The sequence below is a fragment of the Kitasatospora sp. NPDC003701 genome (assembly GCF_053587085.1).
In genome coordinates, this window is record NZ_JBSFNM010000002.1 from 100,088 (window position 1) to 119,623 (window position 19,536).

Annotated in this window: 16 protein-coding genes and 1 tRNA gene; 10 read left to right on the plus strand and 7 right to left on the minus strand. The window is 71.8% G+C overall.

From position 1 onward, the window contains the following. Window position 1 precedes the first annotated feature (1 nt). On the plus strand, window positions 2-847 hold the full coding sequence (locus tag ACWDRR_RS02585; protein WP_449770530.1) for an ABC transporter ATP-binding protein: 846 nt from the start codon (window positions 2-4) through the stop codon (window positions 845-847). Next, window positions 844-1,560, plus strand: coding sequence for an ABC transporter ATP-binding protein (locus tag ACWDRR_RS02590; RefSeq protein WP_360633189.1), 717 nt, complete (start codon window positions 844-846; stop codon window positions 1,558-1,560). The genes ACWDRR_RS02585 and ACWDRR_RS02590 overlap by 4 nt, the downstream gene beginning before the upstream one ends. Window positions 1,561-1,646: 86 nt before the next feature. On the opposite strand, the gene ACWDRR_RS02595 is transcribed toward ACWDRR_RS02590, so the two are convergent. Beyond that, window positions 1,647-2,336, minus strand: a complete 690-nt coding sequence (locus ACWDRR_RS02595) for an ANTAR domain-containing response regulator (RefSeq protein WP_449770335.1) — start codon at window positions 2,334-2,336, stop codon at window positions 1,647-1,649. A 70-nt stretch (window positions 2,337-2,406) separates the two neighbouring features. Between ACWDRR_RS02595 and ACWDRR_RS02600 the strand changes: the two genes are divergently transcribed. Beyond that, window positions 2,407-2,479 (plus strand) — tRNA-Leu (locus tag ACWDRR_RS02600). A gap of 120 nt (window positions 2,480-2,599) precedes the next feature. After that, window positions 2,600-3,376, plus strand: a complete 777-nt coding sequence (locus ACWDRR_RS02605; protein ID WP_449770336.1) for a transcriptional regulator — start codon at window positions 2,600-2,602, stop codon at window positions 3,374-3,376. A 203-nt stretch (window positions 3,377-3,579) separates the two neighbouring features. Here ACWDRR_RS02605 and ACWDRR_RS02610 read toward each other — a convergent pair whose 3' ends face one another. Together ACWDRR_RS02610 and ACWDRR_RS02615 are read right to left on the minus strand one after the other, a co-directional pair. Then, on the minus strand, window positions 3,580-4,050 hold the full coding sequence (locus tag ACWDRR_RS02610; protein ID WP_449770337.1) for a hypothetical protein: 471 nt from the start codon (window positions 4,048-4,050) through the stop codon (window positions 3,580-3,582). Window positions 4,051-4,058: 8 nt separating this feature from the next. Beyond that, window positions 4,059-5,285 (minus strand): helix-turn-helix domain-containing protein, encoded by a 1,227-nt coding sequence (locus tag ACWDRR_RS02615; protein WP_449770338.1) that lies wholly within the window; start codon window positions 5,283-5,285, stop codon window positions 4,059-4,061. Window positions 5,286-5,425: 140 nt separating this feature from the next. On the opposite strand from ACWDRR_RS02615, the gene ACWDRR_RS02620 reads away from it, so the two are divergent. Beyond that, entirely contained in the window at window positions 5,426-6,922 is a 1,497-nt protein-coding gene (locus ACWDRR_RS02620; RefSeq protein ID WP_449770339.1) for an NAD-dependent epimerase/dehydratase family protein, read from the plus strand. On the opposite strand, the gene ACWDRR_RS02625 is transcribed toward ACWDRR_RS02620, so the two are convergent. Next, window positions 6,919-7,749, minus strand: a complete 831-nt coding sequence (locus ACWDRR_RS02625; protein ID WP_449770531.1) for a glycosyltransferase family 2 protein — start codon at window positions 7,747-7,749, stop codon at window positions 6,919-6,921. The genes ACWDRR_RS02620 and ACWDRR_RS02625 overlap by 4 nt on opposite strands. A 60-nt stretch (window positions 7,750-7,809) precedes the next feature. Here ACWDRR_RS02625 and ACWDRR_RS02630 point away from each other — a divergent pair, with 60 nt between their 5' ends. Both ACWDRR_RS02630 and ACWDRR_RS02635 read left to right on the plus strand, forming a co-directional pair. Then, the gene (locus tag ACWDRR_RS02630; protein ID WP_449770340.1) at window positions 7,810-8,571 is read left to right on the plus strand and encodes a hypothetical protein; all 762 of its coding nucleotides are present in this window, start codon (window positions 7,810-7,812) and stop codon (window positions 8,569-8,571) included. Window positions 8,572-8,582: 11 nt separating this feature from the next. After that, window positions 8,583-9,905: a hypothetical protein gene (locus ACWDRR_RS02635; RefSeq protein WP_449770341.1), complete on the plus strand. Its 1,323-nt coding sequence runs from the start codon at window positions 8,583-8,585 to the stop codon at window positions 9,903-9,905. A gap of 66 nt (window positions 9,906-9,971) precedes the next feature. Here ACWDRR_RS02635 and pyk read toward each other — a convergent pair whose 3' ends face one another. After that, on the minus strand, window positions 9,972-11,402 hold the full coding sequence (gene pyk, locus ACWDRR_RS02640; protein WP_449770342.1) for a pyruvate kinase: 1,431 nt from the start codon (window positions 11,400-11,402) through the stop codon (window positions 9,972-9,974). A gap of 159 nt (window positions 11,403-11,561) precedes the next feature. After that, the gene (locus ACWDRR_RS02645) at window positions 11,562-11,954 is read right to left on the minus strand and encodes a hypothetical protein (protein ID WP_449770343.1); all 393 of its coding nucleotides are present in this window, start codon (window positions 11,952-11,954) and stop codon (window positions 11,562-11,564) included. A gap of 307 nt (window positions 11,955-12,261) precedes the next feature. Between ACWDRR_RS02645 and ACWDRR_RS02650 the strand changes: the two genes are divergently transcribed. The 3 genes from ACWDRR_RS02650 (at window position 12,262) to ACWDRR_RS02660 (ending at window position 15,626) form a co-directional block, all read left to right on the plus strand. Further along, window positions 12,262-13,353 (plus strand): hypothetical protein, encoded by a 1,092-nt coding sequence (locus ACWDRR_RS02650; protein WP_449770344.1) that lies wholly within the window; start codon window positions 12,262-12,264, stop codon window positions 13,351-13,353. A 130-nt stretch (window positions 13,354-13,483) separates the two neighbouring features. Beyond that, a complete protein-coding gene (locus ACWDRR_RS02655) occupies window positions 13,484-15,136 on the plus strand; it encodes a VWA domain-containing protein (RefSeq protein WP_449770345.1) in 1,653 nt (550 codons plus the stop codon). Next, the gene (locus ACWDRR_RS02660) at window positions 15,123-15,626 is read left to right on the plus strand and encodes a hypothetical protein (RefSeq protein WP_449770346.1); all 504 of its coding nucleotides are present in this window, start codon (window positions 15,123-15,125) and stop codon (window positions 15,624-15,626) included. The genes ACWDRR_RS02655 and ACWDRR_RS02660 overlap by 14 nt, the downstream gene beginning before the upstream one ends. 38 nt (window positions 15,627-15,664) lie before the next feature. On the opposite strand, the gene ACWDRR_RS02665 is transcribed toward ACWDRR_RS02660, so the two are convergent. Then, window positions 15,665-19,042: an AAA family ATPase gene (locus tag ACWDRR_RS02665; protein WP_449770347.1), complete on the minus strand. Its 3,378-nt coding sequence runs from the start codon at window positions 19,040-19,042 to the stop codon at window positions 15,665-15,667. Window positions 19,043-19,536 lie beyond the last annotated feature (494 nt).

Here is a 19,536-nt window from a genome sequence, read left to right on the forward strand (position 1 = left end):
GATGACCACCACCGACGCCCCCGCACCGGTCTCCGACCGCCCCGGCCCCGCCAAGCCCCTGCTCGAAGTCTCCGGCGTCACCATGCGCTTCGGCGGCCTCACCGCCGTCAACGACGTCTCCCTCACCGTCGGCGAGGGCGAGATCATCGGCCTGATCGGCCCCAACGGCGCCGGCAAGACCACCTTCTTCAACTGCCTCACCGGCCTCTACGTCCCCACCGAGGGACGCGTCGCCTACCGCGGCACCGTCCTGCCCCCCAAGCCCCACCTCGTCACCCAGGCCGGCATCGCCCGCACCTTCCAGAACATCCGGCTCTTCTCCAACATGACCGTCCTGGAGAACGTCCTCGTCGGCCGGCACAGCCGCACCAAGGAAGGCATCTTCTCCGCCATCCTGCGCGGCCCCGGCTACCACCGCGCCGAGGCCGAGAGCCGCGCCCGCGCCATGGACCTCCTCCAGTTCACCGGCCTCGCCGACAAGGCCGAGCACCTCGCCCGCAACCTCCCCTACGGCGAGCAGCGCAAGCTGGAGATCGCCCGGGCCCTCGCCTCCGACCCCGGCCTGCTGCTCCTCGACGAGCCCACCGCCGGCATGAACCCGCAGGAGACCCGGGCCGCCGAGGAACTGGTCTTCGCCATCCGTGACAAGGGCGTCTCCATCCTCGTCATCGAGCACGACATGCGGTTCATCTTCAACCTGTGCGACCGCACCGCCGTCCTGGTCCAGGGCCAGAAGATCGTCGAAGGCGACCGCGAGACCGTCCAGAGCGACGAACGCGTCATCACCGCCTACCTCGGCGCACCGCTCGAAGGCACCGCCCCCGCAGCAACGGAGACCGACCAGTGACCGCACTCCTCGAGGTCAAGGACCTCCGCGTCGCCTACGGCAAGATCGAAGCCGTCAAGGGCATCAGCTTCACCGTCAACCAGGGCGAGGTCACCACCCTGATCGGCACCAACGGCGCCGGCAAGACCACCACCCTGCGCACCCTCTCCGGCCTGCTCAAGCCCACCGGCGGCACGGTCACCTTCGACGGGCAGCCCCTCACCACCGTCCCCGCCCACAAGATCGTCGCGCTCGGGCTCGCCCACTCCCCCGAGGGCCGGCACATCTTCCCGCGCATGACCATCGAGGAGAACCTGCTCCTCGGCGCCTTCCTGCGCAGCGACACGGCCGGGATCGCCGCGGACGTCGAGCGCGCCTACGGCCTGTTCCCCATCCTCGGGGAGCGGCGCAAGCAGGCCGCCGGCACCCTGTCCGGCGGCGAGCAGCAGATGCTCGCCATGGGGCGCGCGCTGATGTCCCAGCCGAAGCTGCTGATGCTCGACGAGCCCTCGATGGGCCTCTCGCCGCTGATGATGCAGAAGATCATGGCGACCATCGTGGAACTCAAGGCCGGCGGGACGACCATCCTGCTGGTCGAGCAGAACGCCCAGGCCGCGCTCTCGCTCTCCGACCACGGCTACGTGATGGAGACCGGCCGCATCGTCCTCAAGGGCACCGGCGCCGACCTGCTGCACGACGAGTCCGTCCGCAAGGCCTACCTCGGCGAGGACTGACCCGCCCGAACGACCAGGGGCCCCGTCCGGTCGGACGGGGCCCCTGTCGTGCGCCTCAGGACTGCTCAGAGCCGCCCAGGACCGCTTCAGGCCTCGGGCTTGCCCTCGTCGGCCTTCTTCTTGTCCTGCGCCTCGCCCTCCTCGATCACGGCCTCCGCGACCGCGGCCATCGTCATCCGACGGTCCATCGAGGTCTTCTGGATCCACCGGAACGCGGCCGGCTCGTTCAGACCGAACTTGGTCTGCAGCACGCTCTTCGCCCGGTCCACCAGCTTGCGGGTCTCCAGCCGCTGGGTGAGATCCGCGATCTCCTCCTCCAGCGTCCGCATCTCGGTGTAGCGGGAGACCGCCATCTCGATCGCGGGCACCAGGTCGCTCTTGGAGAACGGCTTCACGATGTACGCCATCGCGCCCGCGTCCCGCGCCCGGTCCACCAGTTCGCGCTGCGAGAACGCGGTCAGCATCAGGACCGGCGCCAGGTGCGCCTCGTGGATCTGCTCGGCGGCGGAGAGCCCGTCCAGGACGGGCATCTTCACGTCCAGGATCGCCAGGTCGGGCTTCAGGTCCTGGACCAGCTTCACCGCCGTGGCCCCGTCACCGGCCTCGCCGACGACGATGTACCCCTCCTCTTCGAGCATCTCCTTCAGGTCGAGGCGGATCAACGCCTCGTCCTCGGCGATCACAATTCGGGTGATCTGGGGCATGTCGGTCTCAAGCGGCTCTGCCTGCTCGTCGGCGGTGCTCACGGGGCTCCTCGTTCCGGCGGGGTACTGCATGCACGAGGGTACCTAGACACGGTATGTTTGAGACCAAGCAGGGTCGGGGGCAACCTTCGATTCAGCGGTTGCCCCGGTAGCCCAGCGGAAGAGGCAATGGTCTCAAACACCATACAGCGTGGGTTCGAATCCCACCCGGGGTACTTTTCCTTCAATTCCAAGGTCGCCTAAATCGCAGAACAGTTGGCGATCTTCATTATTTCGAATGAAGATTCGCACGACTTTCGGCCTGTCGTGCCAACGCGTACCGCAGGCTCGCCGGTATGTACGACACGACCACACGGCAGCGAGCAGTCGACCTCCACGCATCCGGGCTGACCTTCAGCCAGGTCAGCCGCGCCACCGGCATCTCCCGCTTCGCGATCCGCGAGTGGGCGACGGGCACGGTGTTCGCCACTCGCCCGACAGCCGACTGTCCGGTACTCCACAACGATCTGGAACCGCAGCGTCCGCGCCCCGACTACGCGTACCTGCTGGGCCTCTACCTCGGTGACGGCTGCATCAGTGAGGGCCGCCGCAACGTCCACGCCCTCCGCATAGCGTGCGGGGACGCATGGCCCGGGCTCATCGACGAGTGCGCACGGGCAGTCGCCGCAGTCATGCCGCACAACAAGGTCCAGCGCGTGCGGGCCGCGGGGTGCACCAGCGTAGTCAGCACGAGCAAGCACTGGCCCTGCCTCTTCCCCCAGCACGGCCCGGGCCCGAAGCACCTACGTCGGATCGCCCTGGAGCCCTGGCAGCAGGAGATCGTCGACGCTCACCCCTGGGAGTTCCTCCGGGGCCTGATCCACTCCGACGGCTGCCGGATCACCAACTGGACCACGCGCACGGTCGGTGGCGTCCGGAAGCGCTACGAGTACCCGCGCTACTTCTTCACCAACACCTCGACCGACATCATCCGGCTCTTCACCGACACCCTCGACGCCGTCGGCGTGCGGTGGAAGGCCTCGATCCCGCGCCCGACCGGCCAGGTCAACGTCTCCGTCGCCCGCAAGGAGTCCGTCGCCCTCATGGACGCCCACATCGGGCCCACGTACTGACTCAGCTCGCCGTCTCCGGCGGCTGCGGGTCCGTCACGGACCGGCACCCCGGGGCCTCACCGCTGCTGCGCGCGGCCTCCCCCAGTTCGAACCGGCCCCGGGCCGCCTTGTATGCCTCGCCGGCACCCGGACGGTTCAGAATCTCCCAACGCATCGCCTGCCAGGACATGTGCCCGCTTCCGTTCTCCATCTCTTCCGGCCGCCTACCGCTCAGCGCCCTCGGGCCAGAGCACCCGTACCGGAACGCCGCACCCCTCGGCGTACGCGACGACGTCTGCGGTCCCGCCGTAGCCACGGGCCGGCTTGCCGTCCCACACCGCCAGCACCTCGTCCACCAAGTCCACCAAGATCTCGCTGCCCGCCATGTGTGCGACCGAGTCGGACTCTGTCATCCCCGTGCGGTGAACCTCGGACGCCCGGCTCAACAGTCGGTCGTACAGTGCGTGGTGGTCCTCGGGAAGGGACTCCCGGTACTGCTCCGCAGGAATGACGACGACCAGCTGCCCGCCGTGCTCCAACACCAGCTCCGCGAACCAGGCGTCCGGCCCATCGGCGATGCACGACACAGCCACCAGGCCCGCGCCCAGCCCGCGTACCGCCTCGTCCAGGAGCTGCCGTACCTGGCACTCCACGACCTCGTCCAATCCCCGGTGTCCGGTGATACCGACCCGCATGACTCCTCCTACAGGTAGACGTCGTAAAGGCGCTCGTCGAACTCCCGGACCGCCTTCGGCAGCGATGCGGTGACAAAGGAACGCCGAACCGCGCGCGCCCGCTCCACGATCCGCCCAGAACGGAACTCCTGACCGACCCCCACAGCGTCTGACGCAAGGGCGAACGCCGCCTCGACGCGGCCGGCCGCAAGGTGGCCGGCCGCGACGTCCAGTGCGAGGAGAGCCCTCTGCTTCACGTGCCCCGTCGCCAACGCCCTGGTGTCGCCTGTCCGGACCCACTGCGGCAAACCGAGCCGTGCCCCGCAGGTGATCCGGGCCGCCGCCACCTTGGCTTCGTCAAAGACGAACACCCACGGCCATGGCGGGGGTTCCTCACGATCAAGCCTCATCGCGACCTGCCAGCTGTGCGTCAGAGCCTCGTCGGCTCTGCGCTGGTCACCGGAAGCCGCGTACGCCAGGGCTTCCACCGAGGAGAGCCAGGCGTCGGCCACCCCTGGCCGTTCGCCCCCCAGGGAGCGCCGAGCCGTCCCGGCGAGGCTCAGTGCCTGTGCAGCACCTCCGGCATGCGCCTCGAACTGGGCCAAGGAGCCGATCTGGTACGCCACCAGGAGCGGCTCATTGGCCGCCCTCGCCGCCCTGATGGCCTGCCCATACCAGGACCGCGCGGAGCCGTTGTCGCCCATGTCCCATGACAACCATCCAGCCAGCGACGCCGCTTCGCTGCCTACCGCCGCGAGCCTTGCCCGGTCTCGACCACCGTTGCCGAGCCGCTGGATCAGCTGAATATGCCCCCGGACGGCATCGACGAGGTCCCGCGAGGACGTCGAGCCGTCCAACCGCCGGTACGCCGCCGTGCCGAGTCGCAGCGCGGCTGCCTGTCCGGCATCGGCATCCCCCGGTAGGGCAGCGAGTACCGGCGTGGCCGCGATCGCGGCCACGCCGCCCAGAAAGCCCCTTCGCTCCACTGCCTCCACCCCTGTCGAGCCGCCCGCCAGGCCCAACAGCCCGGCGGGGATGTTCAGATGAGCCGCTGCCCGACCAAGGATCACCATGTCATAGGCTCCGACGGTTCCACGCTTCTCCAGCCGTGAGATCGCCGGCTGCGACAGCCCCAGCGCCTCCCCAAGCTGGAGCTGGGTCAACCGCTTCCCCCTGCGCGCCAACTCGATGACCCGTCCATAGTCACCGGCGCGTGACGCCGCCTGGATCTCCCGCCGCCAGTCCACCAGCGCCACCCCCGCAGATCGGTGCCCCTATGCGCCGTGCGCATATCCCGATGCGCGCGGTGCATCAGCGATGGTCCCACATCAGTGAGCAGATGTTGACTGTCGGTCACATAGATCCGGAAGGGCGAGCAGGCAGCCCGGGAGGCCTCATGTCATGCGGTCCAATCAGCGGTTCAACGGTTGCGGCCTTTCCCGCCAGCCGTTACGAGTACGAGGTGGATCCCACGCCCAAGGACGTCGTCCGGGCCCGGAGGGTACTGCTGGAAGTCGTCTCCAGGTGGCACGTTCCCATGTCGGGCAGCGTTCTCGGGGACCTCAAGCTGTGCGTGACCGAGGTGATCGCCAACGCCGTCGAGCACACCAACGGCAGGTGCAGAATCAGCCTGTTGTGGACGGGAAACCTGCTTCGGGTCGAGGTGTGGGATTCGTCGGCGGAGCCGCCCGAGTTGACGGGCGCGGCCGAGGACGACGAGGGCGGGCGCGGTCTGGAGCTCGTTGCGGCGTTCTCGCACGCATGGGGGTGGCAGCCGTCCGCGGTCGGCAAGACCGTGTGGTTCACCATCCGTCCCGACCTGCCCGCGACTGACTGCGTACTCAGCTCCAACGAGCGGATTTCTGTCACGAGAGGAGTAAATCAATTGTCCCTGGAAGAGCTTTCAGGAAGGACCGTGCTGGTCACCGGAGCCGGGGGCCTCATCGGCAGCCGCATCACGGCCCGGCTGCGTCGGCTCGGAGCGCGCCCCGTCTCGGTGTGCAAGCTCGACGCGTACCCGCCCGAGGTGTACCGCGAGCGCTTCGGCATCGATACCTCCGACCCGGACTTCATCGTCGGCGACATCGCCGAACCGGGCCTGATGAAGCGCGTGATCACCGAGTGCGACTACGTGATCCACGCCGCCGCGCTGGCCGACGTCGCCGCCTGCACGCGCCGTCCGCTGGATGCCATCGGCGCCAACATCATCGGCACCCAGCACGTGTTGGACGCCGTCGCCGCCTCGGAGCGGGTGCGGCGGCTGGTGTTCGTCTCCTCGGCCAGCGTCTACGGCAACGGCAGCCCGCAGTTCGTCGAGGGCGCGGCCGTCTCGCCGGTGTCGGTGTACGGGAACAGCAAGGTCTGGGGCGAGTACCAGACCGCCGCCGTACTCGGAAAGGCCGACCGCTCCTACGCGATCGTGCGGTACTTCTCGGTCTACGGCGACCCCCAGATCGTGAAGGAGAACAGCCACTCCTGGGTGGTCGCCTGGTTCGCCATGCGGGCCGCGCTCGGCCTGCCGCTGCAGCTCAACGGTGGCGGCCACCAGATCCGTGACCTGGTCCACGTCGACGACATCGCCACCGGCACCCTGCATGCGCTGACCTCGCCCCGCGCGCACAACGAGACGGTGAACATCGGTACGGGCACCGGCACGTCGATCCGGCAGGTCGCCGAACTGGTCCGCGCCCACTACCCCGACACGCGACTCGTCGAGACACCGATGCCGCCCGGCGACCCCGAAGGCGGGTACGCCTCCGTGGAGCGGATGGAGGAGCTGCTGGGTTGGCGGCCGGCCACCAGCATCGAGGAGGGCATCGCCCGCTACGCGGCCTGGCTGCGGGCGAACCCCGGCGCGATCCCGGAGTGGATGCGCCGGGCGGCTGCGGCCTAGATGATCGGGGGCCGGCCGAGCCGGGTCATGGTCCACACCGTGCCCCAGCGCATCGGCTTGCGCCGACCGCACGGTGTGCGCCAGCCCTCGGCGAAGCCCGAGAACCAGGCCTTCAGCCCGGCGGCGTTCCGGATGCGGGCGACGGTGAGCGCCACCCACACGCCGAGGTAGACCGGTACCAGCACGGCGGGCAGGTGGCGGCGTGCGAGGTACACGCGGTTCCGGGCGTTCACCCGGTAGAAGAACGAGTGGCGGGTCGGGGACGTGCGCGGGTGCTGGAGCAAGAGCTCCGGCACGTACAGCACCCGCCAGTCGGCGTCGAGCGCCCGCCAGGCCATGTCGGTCTCCTCGTGAGCGAAGAAGAACGCGTCCGGCCAGTCCCCGACCTCCTGCAGCATCCTCGTCGACAGCGCATGGCCGCCGCCGAGGAAGCTCGTCACCTCGCCACCGCGCATCGGATCGCCGGCCCGCAGCCGGGGAACGTGGCGGCGCTGGGTCAGCCCGGTCTCGTCGGCGATCCGGAAGGACACGATGCCCAGCCGGGGGTCCGCCTCGTACAGGGCCTCGATCCTCGCAAACACGTCGTCGGCCACGAGCAGACCGTCGTCGTCCAGGTCGATCACCACGTCCACGTCACGCAGGTGCTCCAGAGCCACGTTCCGGCCGCCGGTCACCCCGAGGTTCTCGGCCAGCTCGACGCCCTCCACCCACGCCGGCAGCTCCGGCAGCGGGCAGCCCTGGGCGACCACCACCGTCCGCACCGGCTTGACGGTCTGCATCTCCACCGAGGCCAGCAGCTCGGCCAGTTCCTCCGGCCGCGTGCCCATGGTCAGGACCGCCACGCCCAGCTTGACGCCCACCGAACTCATCCCTTCGAGGAAGCAGACATGACCCGACGAACGCACCGCTCGGGCACCGCGTCGCTCAGAGAACTCGCCGAGAACCGGATGCTTCCGGACCACCAGGCCATGGACCAGCCCACACTGAACTGGATCGCCGGGATGCGGCCCGAGGTCTCCGCCGCGACGCCCACCCTGCCACACCCGCCGCTCATGCTGGTACCGGACGTCACCTGGTTCGCGGAGCCCCGGTGCGCCGACTCCATCCACGGCGTCCGGCACAACGCCCGCGTCTCGCTGCTCTCGTCGATCCTCGCCCAGGAGTACGGACTCGACCGCGACCACAGGGCCGCGCTGTGCGCCGCCGCAGCGGTCCACGACTGCCAGCGCTGCAACGACCGGGACGATCCCGGCCACGGCCGGCGGGCAGCGGCCTGGTTCACCCGCAATTCGGCCGCCATCACCAGCCTGGTGGGACGGGAGCTGCCGCAGGGCGTCCTCGTGCAGGCTGCCACCGCGATCAGCCTCCACGACGTTCCGTATGACCGCTTCACCGTGCAGCAGAACCGCGTCTACCAGCGAGCACCGCACCTGATCGACCTACTCAAGGCCGCCGACTGCCTGGACCGCTACCGGCTGCCCCTCGCCCGTTGGTGGCCCGACCCGTCCCATCTGCGGATCGTGCCGCCCGACTGGCTCCATTCCGTCGCCCACGCTCTGGTCGTCCGCAGCGAACGGGCCCGCCTCGACGGCGCCAGCAACCACGGAGCGCTCATCCACGCCCGCCAGATCCTCGACCCCGCGCAGTAGGAGGCCATCCGATGCACGCCGAGTGGGACGACGCCCACACCGACCACACCACTAGTCCCGCCCGCCAGGGCCCTTCCGGCCTCATCGAGACCGAAGCCGACTGGCGTGGCTACCTCGAACACGAGACCCCCAACGGCTGGCTGCTACGCGCGAACGCCATGGCCGAGACGCTGGTCTCCGGCCGTCCCATCCACCTGATGCACACCACCGTCGCCCTCGACGCCATCCGCGCCAGCGGGCACCTCTACGCCTCCACCGGTTGCCTCGTGGCCGCCCTCTACTGTGCGCCCCTCACCCCCGAGCCTGCAGGCCTGCGCCCTCACAACCTCGGCTCCTACCTCCTGGAGACCAAGAGGCACACCCGCACCCTCGTCTTCGAGATCACCCCCGACGCCCCGATCCCGCCCAAGGGCATCGACTACCTCCGCCTCGGCGCCGTCCACCTGCGGACCTACCTCACCCACCGCAACTTCCTCACCGAGCACGAAGACACCCAGCTCCGCCGTGCCGTGATGAACCGCGTCCGAGCCGCGGCTCCATTCCTCGACCTCCTCCTTGCCAACGCTTTCGGAAAGCCGACGCCGGACGTCGAGTTCATGGATCGGCTCGCCGTCGCCGTACCGAGCCTCCCGTTCCTTGGCTACCTCTACTTCGAGGTCCTCTCCGAGTACCTGATGCTCCACTCGGCCGCGCCCGAGACCAAAGCCCACGCGGAGCTGGGCGAGATGAGCAACCGCCTCTACAAGCGGCTGGCGTTCTCGGCCGTGCAGGGCATGGAGAGGCTCTTCGACTTGTCCCGCTTCAGTCCTGGTCACGACCGCCTCCGCGAACTTCTCGGACAGATCGAGCCGGGGCTGGTGCGAGGGGCCGCCCCGTACCTCAGGCGGCGGCTCTCGCACCTGTTCGCCTGTGTGGCGCTCGCCGGGTTCCAGGACGCGCCCTCCGTGAGCTTCCACGGGACGGACTTCGATGCGCTCAGCGTGACGGCACCAGGTCTCCTTGGGCAGCTCGTCTTCCGCGAGATGCGCGTGATCGACCGCTATCCGCAGCTCTACTCCTGCTTCGAGCAGGCTAAAGCTCTGGAGGCGTGGAGTTACTGGAACACCGAGGGGATTCCGACGCCGTTCAACGGGACCATCCCCAAGGGGGAGATCGGAATCAATCCGGCCTATCCCCGCGCCGGGTGCACCGTGTGGGTGGCGGAGAGGTGCGAGCGGGGTCTGCTGCACCCGGTGGAGCAGCTCGAAGTGGCCCTTGTGCCGCGTCTTGCCGATCTTGGGATGACCGCCATGCGGCGGGACGAGAACGGGAAGGCCGCAGGGCACCGGGGGTGACTGTGCTTCGGGCGGCGGCTCCCTCGTAAGGAGCCGCCGCCCTTCCGCCGCAGCGCGGGGTGTCGGTCAGTTGTCCAGCGTTCCCACGTGGTGGACGCGGACGAGGTTGGTGGAGCCGGCGAGGCCGGGCGGGGAGCCGGCGGTGATGACGACGATGTCGCCCTTCTGGCAGCGGCCGAGGGAGAGCAGCGCGGCGTCGACCTGTTCGACCATCTCGTCCGTGGTGGCGGCGAAGGGGCCGAGGAAGGTCTCCACGCCCCAGGTGAGGGCGAGTTGGCTGCGGACGGCGGGTTCGTAGGTGAAGGCGAGCACGGGGATCGGCGAGCGGGAGCGGGTGAGGCGGCGGGCGGTGTCGCCGGACTGGGTGAAGGCGATCAGGTACTTGGCGCCGAGGAAGTCGCCGATCTCGGCGGCCGCGCGGGCGACGGCGCCGCCCTGGGTGCGCGGCTTGGTGCCGGCGGTGAGCGGCGGGAGGCCGGCGGAGAGGATGTCCTGTTCGGCGGCCTCGATGATGCGGCCCATGGTGCGGACGGTCTCGACGGGGTACTTGCCGACGGAGGTCTCGCCGGAGAGCATCACGGCGTCGCTGCCGTCGAGGACGGCGTTGGCCACGTCGGAGGCCTCGGCCCGGGTGGGGCGGGAGGCGTTGATCATCGAGTCGAGCATCTGGGTGGCGACGATGACCGGCTTGGCGTTGCGCTTGGCCAGCTTGATGGCGCGCTTCTGGACCATCGGGACCTGTTCGAGGGGCATCTCCACGCCCAGGTCGCCGCGGGCCACCATGACGCCGTCGAAGGCGTCGACGATGGATTCCAGGTTGTCGACCGCCTGCGGCTTCTCCACCTTGGCGATGACGGGGACGAAGCGCCCCTCCTCGGCCATCACGCGGTGGACGTCCTCGATGTCGCGGCCGCTGCGGACGAAGGAGAGCGCGATCAGGTCGGCGCCGGTCCGCAGGGCCCAGCGCAGGTCGGCGACGTCCTTGTCGCTGAGCGCGGGGACGGAGACGGCGACGCCGGGGAGGTTGAGGCCCTTGTGGTCGGAGACCAGGCCGCCCTCGACGACGGTGCAGCGGACCAGCGGGCCGGCCACCTCGACGACCTCCAGGGTGACCCGGCCGTCGTCGACGAGGATCCGTTCGCCGCTGGTGACGTCGGCGGCGAGGCCCGGGTAGGTGGTGCCGCAGATGTTCTGGTCTCCCACGACGCCCTTGTCGGTGGAGATGGTGAACGTGTCGCCGCGTTCGAGAAGTACCGGTCCTTCGGCGAAGGTCTCCAGGCGGATCTTCGGGCCTTGAAGGTCGGCGAGCACGCCGACGCTGCGGCCGCTCTCGTCGGCGGCCTTGCGGACCCGGCGGTAGCGCTCCTCGTGCTCGACGTGGGAGCCGTGGCTCAGATTGAAGCGGGCGATGTCCATCCCGGCGTCGACCAGGGCCTTGATCTGGTCGTACGAGTCGGTGGCTGGCCCGAGAGTACAGACGATTTTTGCTCGGCGCATACTGCTGAGGGTAGGCATTACCGGCGCGTAACATCGACCTCCGTCCAGCCGGCGGGATGACCTTTGCAGGAAGGCGAGTTGAACAATCTGACACATCGTCGCCCGCACCCTCCCGGGCGGGCGACGGAAGGCCCGGCCGGTTGACGCGGCGGCCGGTCGTCAGGCCGGCCGGCGCCCGGTTCCGGGGTGCCGCGGCCCGTCGTCGTCGAGGAAGGCGGTGAGGCGTTCCAGGATCCCCTCGAACTGCCGGGCGTCGATCGCGCAGTCGTCGAACTGGTTGTACAGGTCGATGATTTCGACGAGGTCGGGTCCGCTCCTCCGGGCGCCGGCGGCGGCGGTGCCGAGCCGGTATCCGCTACCGGCCTCGGCCGCGCGGCGGTGCCACTCCCGGAGGTAGGTCCTCGGGCCGTCGCCGTCGAGGCCGAACGGGAGGATCAGCGTCTCGATCGCCAGCCGCAGGTTCTCGTCGGTGCCGGGGGGCGCCTCGACGACGACCATGTCGTCCTCGTCGACGTGGAACGCCCACCGGGCGTCGTTCGCCGGTGCGCCCACCGCCCTTCACCCCCTGCGAGCAGCGCTCCGCCGCGCTTGTCCGTACCGCCCGTGAACGCCCTCCCGGCCGGCCGCCAGGGTATCCGCTCGGGTCCGGTTCCCGGGGAGGAGGTGGCGCCCGGCCCCGGCGGTCGTCCCGGCGGTCGCGCCGTCCGCGCCGGCCCCGGCCGCGCCCGTCGATGCGATTCCGTGAAGGGGTGTTCACCCCTGGTTCACCGTGACTTCGGCCGTGGCTCGCGGCCCGGCGGGACGCTCGTCACCCGGGTGGGAGCCCGGACACGGATCCGACGAGGGGGAATCGCTCGGTATGAAGCGTGCGTTCGGGGTGGTCGCGGCACTGGTGCTGCTCGGCGGGGTGGCGTTCGCACTGCTCAAATCACCCGGCGGCGGCGATCCGAGGCCCAAGATCGTCACCGTCACCGGCGTGATCGGTTCCGAGAAGCGCGACTTCTTCAGGGACCCGGACGTGACGGCGGCGCTGGCCGAGCAGGGCCTCAAGGTCGACGTGCAGACGACCGGTTCGTGGCTGATGGGCGAGAGCAAGGTCGACCAGCTCGACTTCGCCTTCCCGGCCAGCCTGTCGCCGGCCGAGGCGATCCGCGGGCAGCTGAAGCTCAAGGACGCGCCGATCCGGCCGTTCTACTCGCCGCTGGTGGTCCTGGCCCACCAGTCCACCGCCAAGGTGCTGGCGCAGAACGGGCTGGCCTCCCAGGACCAGAACTCCCGGGTGTGGACGCTCAAGATGGACGAGTACCTCAACCGGGCCAAGGCCGGCCAGAAGTGGGAGGAGCTCAACGGGGCCAAGCAGCAGTCGGACCTCAGCGGGGCGATCTACATGACCACCACCGACCCGTCCGAGTCCTCCTCCGGCGCCCTGTACATCGCGCTCGTCTCCTACCTGCTGAACAACCACCAGGTGGTCTCGACCGATGCCGAGGTCCAGCAGGTGAAGGGCGTCCTGCTCGCGCTGACCTCCAAGCAGGGCATCCAGAAGAGCAGCAGCGACGAGCCGTTCCGGGACTTCCTCTCGAACGTCGGCAATCCGCTGGTGCTCGCCTACGAGTCGCAGGCGGCCGAGTTGGCCGTGGAGGGCAAGAACGCCGGCGACATGGTGGTGCTGTACCCGGACACCACCATCTCCTCCGACCACACCATCGTCGGGCGCACCGAGGCCGGCCAGAAGCTGGCCAACCTGCTGCGCGACAACGAGAAGCTGCGGAAGCTGGAGGCGAAGTACGGTTTCCGGCCCCAGTCGGACCCGGCCGCCTTCGGTCTGCAGACCGCCGGCCGGGAGAACCCCGCCTTCGCGCCGGACCTGAAGCCGGCCGGGGTGAAGCAGGCGCCGGTCGCGGAGCCCACGATGCTGGCCAAGCTGGTCGACGCGGCCAAGGGGAAGTGACCGGCCCATGGTGACGAGGACCGGCGGCGCGGCGGGAAGTACGGCAGGCGGCAGGGCGGGCGGCACGACGCACGGCACGACGGACGGCACGGCACTCGGCAGGATCGACGGCGGGACAGGTGGCACGACGATGAGGACGACCAGGGCGGGGGCCGCGCTCCGGCGCGGCGGGCGGGTACTGGCGGCGGGGGTGGCGCTGCTGGTGGCGGCGACGGCGTGCACGTCCTCGCCGGCGCCGGCGCCGCGGCAGAGCGACGCGCCCGCGCCGACCGCGCGGGCGGGTGTGCTGCGCGTGCTGGCGGGCAGCGAACTCCAGGACATGGCACCGGTGCTGGAGGAGGCGCAGAAGGCGACCGGGGTGACCGTGCAGTTCGCCTGGACCGGCTCGCTGGACGGTGCGGACGCCGTCGCCTCGGGCCGGGCCGACGGCAAGTACGACGCGGTGTGGTTCCCGTCCAACCACTATCTGCGGTTGGACGACACGGGGAGGTCCAAGCTGCTGTCCGAGACGCCGGTGATGGTGTCGCCGGTGGCGGTGGGGGTGCGCTCGGCCTCGCTCGGTGAGCTGGGCTGGGGGGACGGCTCGAAGGTGAGCTGGGCGCAGCTGGCGGACGCGGCGTCGACCGGCAGGCTGGCGTACGGGATGGCCGATCCGTCGCGGTCCAATTCGGGGTTCTCGGCACTGGTGGCGGTGGCGTCGGCGTTCTCGGGGGCGGACTCGGCGCTCACGGACGCGGATGTGCGGAAGGCGACGCCGTCGCTGAAGCAGTTCTTCACGGGGCAGAAGTTGACCTCGGGTTCCTCCGGCTGGCTGGCGCAGGCGTACGCGCGGGCGGAGCAGGGGCGGGTCGGGGCGCTGGTGAACTACGAGTCGGTGCTGCTGTCGATGAACAAGACGCTGGCGGCGGACCAGCAGTTGACGGTGGTGCGGCCGACCGACGGGGTGGTGTCGGCGAACTATCCGTTGACGCTGCTCAGTTCGTCGGCGCAGCGGGAGCGGGACTCGTTCCAGCGGCTGACGGAGTACCTGTTGAAGGAGGACGTGCAGAAGCGGATCTCGGAGCTGACGCTGCGCCGTCCGGTGGCGGCGGGGGTGGCGCCGGCGGCGTCGCTGCCGGCCGACCGGCGGCGCGAGCTGCCGTTCCCGGGCAGCAAGGCGGTCGCGGACGGCTTGCTGGCCTCGTACCAGGACGAGCTGCGCCGGCCGTCGCGGACGGTGTACGTGCTGGACACCTCGGGGTCGATGGCGGGTGACCGGCTGGCGGCGCTGAAGTCGGCGATGGGCCGGCTGACGGGGGCGGACGACACCCGTGGGGTGCGGCGGTTCCGCAACCGGGAGGAGGTGACGTTGTTGTCGTTCGCGTCGAAGGTGAAGTCGACGAAGACGCACACGGTGCCGGCGACGGGTGCGCAGCAGGAGCTGGCGTCGATCAACGCGGATGTGCAGGCGTTGTCGGCGGACGGCGGGACGGCGGTGTACAGCTCGTTGCAGGAGGCGTACAAGGTGCTGGACCGGCAGCAGGCGGCGACGGGGGACGACCGGTTCACGTCGATCGTGGTGATGACGGACGGCGAGAGCAACGAGGGCGCGTCGGACAAGGACTTCAGGAACTTCTACAACGGGCTCCCGGCCGCGCAGAAGGCGGTGCCGGTGTTCCCGATCCTGTTCGGGGACGCGGCGAAGAACCAGTTGCAGGGGATCGCGGATCTGACCGGCGGCAAGCTGTTCGACGGGACGGCTTCGCTGGACGGCGCGTTCGAGGAGATTCGTGGCTACCAGTAGCGGCGGCGGGCGGCGGGTGGTCCGGTATCTGGAGTCGACCCGCAATCTGGTGGGCTGCGGGGCCGGGGCGGGCGGGCTGGTGCTGCACTTCGCGGGGCTCGGTGGTGCCTGGTGGCCGGGGATCGTGGCGGCGCTGTACGGGGTCGGGGCGCTGCTGACCCCGGGGCCGCCCGATCCGGCGCTGCCGGTGTCCCGGCCGGTGCCGGATCCGTTGCCCCCGCCGCCGCCGTGGGCGGAGCTGGAGGCGCTGGTCGGTTACCTGGGGACGGTGGCGTTGCCGCCGTCGGTGCCGGTGGACGCCCTGGTGGAGCGGTTGCGGGTGTCCGGGCGGGGGCCGGCGGCCGAGCGGATCGTGCTGCGGCGGCTGCCGGTGGCGGTGGACGGCTATCTGCGGGCCCGGACGTGGCGGCGCTGGTCGCCGGACGGGGCCGATCCGGGGGTGGCGCTCGCCCGTGAGGTGGAGCTGATGACGGCGGCGCTGGCGGCCTGAGCGGGCCGGGCGGACGTGGTCCGCCCGGCCCGCGCCGTTCACGCCTCCAGTGCCCCGGCCAGTTCGGCCCGCCGCCGGACGCCGAGTTTGCGGAAGCTGTTGGTCAGGTGGGTCTCCACGGTGCGCACGGCCAGGTGGAGCATCGCGGCGATCTCGGCGTTGGAGTGCCCGGCCGTGGCCAGTCGGCAGATCCGCAGTTCGCTGTCGGTGAGGGCTTCCGCCCCGGCGTGCTCGCCGCGGCCGCGGCGGGCGCCGCTGGCGCGGAGCGATTCCACCGCGACGGCCCGCAGCCGTACCGCGCCGAGCCGTTCGGCCCGGCCGGCGGCTTCGCGCAGGGCGCGGCGGGCGGCGCCGCGCCGGCCGCCGTCGGCGAGGAGGCGTCCGTAGGTGATCAGTGCGGGGATGAGTTCGGTCTCCACTTCGGCGGTGCGCAGGAGTTCGACCGATTCGGCGGCGAGGTCGAGTCCGTGCCGGCCGCCGGTGGCGGCGGCGAGGGCGCGCAGGGCGCGGCCGACGGTGCGGGGGGTGCCCCAGATCCGGGCGAGCCGCAGTTCCTCCTCGGCGAGGGCGACGGCGGGGCCGGGCTCGCCGAGTGCGGTGTGGCAGTCGGCGGCGGCGGACCGCCAGGGGGTGACGATGGGGCTGTGGACCTGTCGTTCGCCCTGTCGGCGTCCGCATTCCATCAGGTCGACGAGGGCTTCGGCGGGCTCGCCGGTGGCCAGTCGGAGCAGGCCGCGGGCGTAGAGGTACTCGTTCCACTCCCAGGAGCCCTGAGCGCGGTCGGCGGCGACGGCGCGGGCGAGGCCGTGGGCCTGCCAGTAGCGGCCGGTCTCGGTGAGGGCGATGACGGCCTGGGCGACCAGGTGGGCGTTCTGCTGCCCGAGCAGTCCGGCGTAGTGGCCGGGCGCCGTCTCGGTGGCGGTGGCGGAGTCGTCGGGTCCTCCGGCTCCGGCTGCTCCCCCGGCTCCAGCTGCTCCCCCGGCTGCGGATCCGGCTGCGGCGGTCCCGGCGCACGGTCCCGGGGCGGTGCCGGACCCACCGCCGGCGGCACCGGAGCCGGCGCCCCCCTCCCCCGCGCAACCCGGCCCCCGGCCGGCCGGCCCCGTGCCGCCGGCGCCCGACGCGGCGTCCGCCGGTGTCCCGCACCACCAGGACCGGACGGACCGCTCGGCGGCCTCGCCGCCGCCCCGTCCCCACGCCCCGGTCCGCAGCCCGTGACGCCCCGGCTGGGCGGCGGACGCGGCCGCGGCGGGCAGGGTGGCCGGCGCGGGCGCCGAGGGCACCTCGGGAGCCGGGGACGCGGCGGCAGCGGACCGGGCGGCGGACGCGGTGGCGGTCGGCTCGGTGAGGGCGAGGTCGTCCAGCAGCGCCTGGTACTCGCCGCGCATCACCTGGGTCTCGGCCCGGACGCTCAGCAGGCACTGGTACCCGGGGTCGAGCGAGGGCCCCCGGTACGCGGCCAGGCCGCGTGCCACCAGCCGGTCGGCCTCGGGCAGCTGGTCGGCCCACTGGGCGAGGGTGGCGGCGGAGACCAGTACGTAGGAGCGGCAGAGCGGGTCGACCGGGGCGTCGAGCAGTTCCCTGACCCGGCCGGCCACCTCGGCGGCGGAGAGCACGCCGCTGGTCGAGTCGAACTCGGTGAGCAGCGCGTAGGCGGGCGGCGCGAGCCGGTGCCGGGTGCGGGCGGCGAACCGCTGGACGCCCTCGACCACCTGGAGCCAGCTGTGGCCGTCGTGGGCGGCGATCAGCGCGGCGGCGGCCTGCACGGCGTGGACGAGGTCGTCGCGGTCGGCGAAGCGTTCGGCGAGTTCCTCCATCAGTTCCAGCGCGGCGGGGGCGTCGCCGCGGGCGGCCAGTACGGCGCCGAGCGTGTTGGCGGTCTGGAAGACGCCTTCGTCGGACTGCTGGAGGTGGACGGCCTCGGCGAGGTGGCGGACGCCGGCGGTGCGCTCGGCCGGGCCCAGGGTGACTTCGAGGCCGCCGAGCTCGGTGAGCAGCAGGCCGCGCCGGCGGTCGCTGAGCGGCTCGGTGAGGACGCGGCGCAGCAGGGTGACGGCGTCCTCGGGGCGGTCGGCCTCGGCGGCCTTGCGGGCGGCCCGGCGCAGGGCTTCGGCGGCCCAGCGCGGGGCGGGGGCGGGGGTGAGCAGGAGGTGCCCGGCGACGCGTTCGTCGGGTGCCCCGCTGCGGTGCAGGAACTCGGCGGCGCGGCGGTGGACGTGGGCGCGGTGGCCGGGTTCGTGGCCGGCCAGGACGGCGTCGGCGAGCAGCGGGTGGGCGAAGCGGGGCCAGCGGCCGGGGCCGGGGTCGTCGAGGAGGTGCTGGGCGGTGAGTTCGGCGAGCCAGCCGGCGATCTGGTCGGGGTCGGCGCCGGCGAGTTCGGCGAGCATCGGGACGAGGTCGCTGTCGCCGGCGCCGGGCAGTGGTGCGCTGCGGGCGGCCGGGTGCTCCTGCATCCGGGCGAGGACCCGGGCGGCGGTGAGGGCGCGGTCGCCGCCGCCGCGGAGCCACTGCTCGACGGCCTCGGGGAAGGCTCCGCCGGGCAGCCGGGTGCAGCTGTCGGGGAGGGTCCGGAGGGCGGCGAGGGGGCGGGGCGCGGGCAGGGCCGGGAGGGCGACGAGGGCGGGCGGGGCGGGCAGGGCGGTGAAGGCGAGGGGGCAGGGCCCGTCGGGGTGGTCGCGCAGGTCGCTGAGGAGTGCGGTGAGCAGCAGCGGGTTGCCGCCGGTGGCGTGGACGCAGTCGGCGGCGAGGGCGGGCGGGGCGCCGAGGCCGAGGTGGAGTTCGGCGAGGCGGGTCGCGGCGGTGGTGTCGAGGGGGCCGAGCCGGGTGGTGTCGGCCAGTCCGGGCGGCAGGCCGCGGCCGAAGCGGGCGGGCGGGGTGCCGAGGGCGGCCTGGCGGCGTTCGGTGGCCAGCAGGAGGACGGGCAGCCGGTCGATCCGGCGGGCGAGCTGGAGCAGCCAGTCGCGGGAGGGCCGGTCGGCGAGGTGGATGTCGTCGACGGCGAGCAGGACGGGGCTGTGGGCGGCGTGCAGGCGCAGCAGGGCCCAGAGCTCGGTGTCGGTGTCCGGTGTGCCGGGGGTGCCGGGGGTGCGGGGGGTGCCGGCGGGTGGTGTGCCGGGGCCGGGGGCGGCCTCGAAGAGCTGGCGGGCGGCGGCGTAGGGGGTGGTGGCCTCGTCGGCGGAGCAGCGGGCCCACAGGACGGTGGTGTCGTGGGCGGCCTCGCGGCGGGCGGCTTCGGCGAGGAGGGTGCTGCGTCCGGTGCCGGCGGGGCCGGTGAGCAGCAGGACGCCGCCGGTGCCGGCGCGGGCGCGGTCGGCGAGCGCGGCGATCCGGCGCAGCTGGGCGTCGCGGGCCGCGAGGTGCGGTGGTGCGGCAACGGTCCGGTCCTGGTGGTGTCCGCGCGTCCTGACGGTGCTCATCTGCTTCCCTCCCGCGACGCCCGCCGGATGACCGGACGGGCACTTTTCCCCGTTGTGCGGGGAAACGGCTTGACGCCGTGTCAGCGGCTCGGTTAGAGCTGTGATTCTCGTCGCACCCCTTTCGGAGCCGCACAGCACCCCACCCGACCCGCCCGGCACCCCTCCCGTCGGGCCCCGCAGCGCCCCCGCCCGGGCTCGTGCGGCGCACCTCGTCCGCGTGTCCGCGCGGCGCTGCGCTGCTCCGATGCCGTCGGGTGGCCGATCTCGTGGTGGACCACGATGGTCATGGCCGCCCGTGGCGGGGACCATGGAGCCTACCGGGGGGCCGTCGTCGTCCCCGCATCGCACGCCGCACGGCCACCGCCCGCCGGGTTCTCGCAACGCCCCTCGGCACGCGTTCCGGCCGTCCGGTGGCGGGCCGGGACTCTCCAGGAGGGGGCCAGATTGTCTGTCCTGCACACCGACCACGAACGCCGCGCCGTGCCCAGGCACGC

What these genes read in the sequence shown, in the direction of transcription:
- ACWDRR_RS02585 (WP_449770530.1), top strand. Translation starts at nt 2, where the DNA reads ATGACCACCACCGACGCCCCCGCACCGGTCTCCGACCGCCCCGGCCCC.
- ACWDRR_RS02595 (WP_449770335.1), bottom strand. Translation starts at nt 2,336, where the DNA reads ATGCAGTACCCCGCCGGAACGAGGAGCCCCGTGAGCACCGCCGACGAG.
- ACWDRR_RS02605 (WP_449770336.1), top strand. Translation starts at nt 2,600, where the DNA reads ATGTACGACACGACCACACGGCAGCGAGCAGTCGACCTCCACGCATCC.
- ACWDRR_RS02610 (WP_449770337.1), bottom strand. Translation starts at nt 4,050, where the DNA reads ATGCGGGTCGGTATCACCGGACACCGGGGATTGGACGAGGTCGTGGAG.
- ACWDRR_RS02620 (WP_449770339.1), top strand. Translation starts at nt 5,426, where the DNA reads ATGTCATGCGGTCCAATCAGCGGTTCAACGGTTGCGGCCTTTCCCGCC.
- ACWDRR_RS02625 (WP_449770531.1), bottom strand. Translation starts at nt 7,749, where the DNA reads ATGGGCACGCGGCCGGAGGAACTGGCCGAGCTGCTGGCCTCGGTGGAG.
- ACWDRR_RS02630 (WP_449770340.1), top strand. Translation starts at nt 7,810, where the DNA reads ATGACCCGACGAACGCACCGCTCGGGCACCGCGTCGCTCAGAGAACTC.
- ACWDRR_RS02635 (WP_449770341.1), top strand. Translation starts at nt 8,583, where the DNA reads ATGCACGCCGAGTGGGACGACGCCCACACCGACCACACCACTAGTCCC.
- pyk (WP_449770342.1), bottom strand. Translation starts at nt 11,402, where the DNA reads ATGCGCCGAGCAAAAATCGTCTGTACTCTCGGGCCAGCCACCGACTCG.
- ACWDRR_RS02650 (WP_449770344.1), top strand. Translation starts at nt 12,262, where the DNA reads ATGAAGCGTGCGTTCGGGGTGGTCGCGGCACTGGTGCTGCTCGGCGGG.
- ACWDRR_RS02655 (WP_449770345.1), top strand. Translation starts at nt 13,484, where the DNA reads ATGAGGACGACCAGGGCGGGGGCCGCGCTCCGGCGCGGCGGGCGGGTA.
- ACWDRR_RS02665 (WP_449770347.1), bottom strand. Translation starts at nt 19,042, where the DNA reads ATGAGCACCGTCAGGACGCGCGGACACCACCAGGACCGGACCGTTGCC.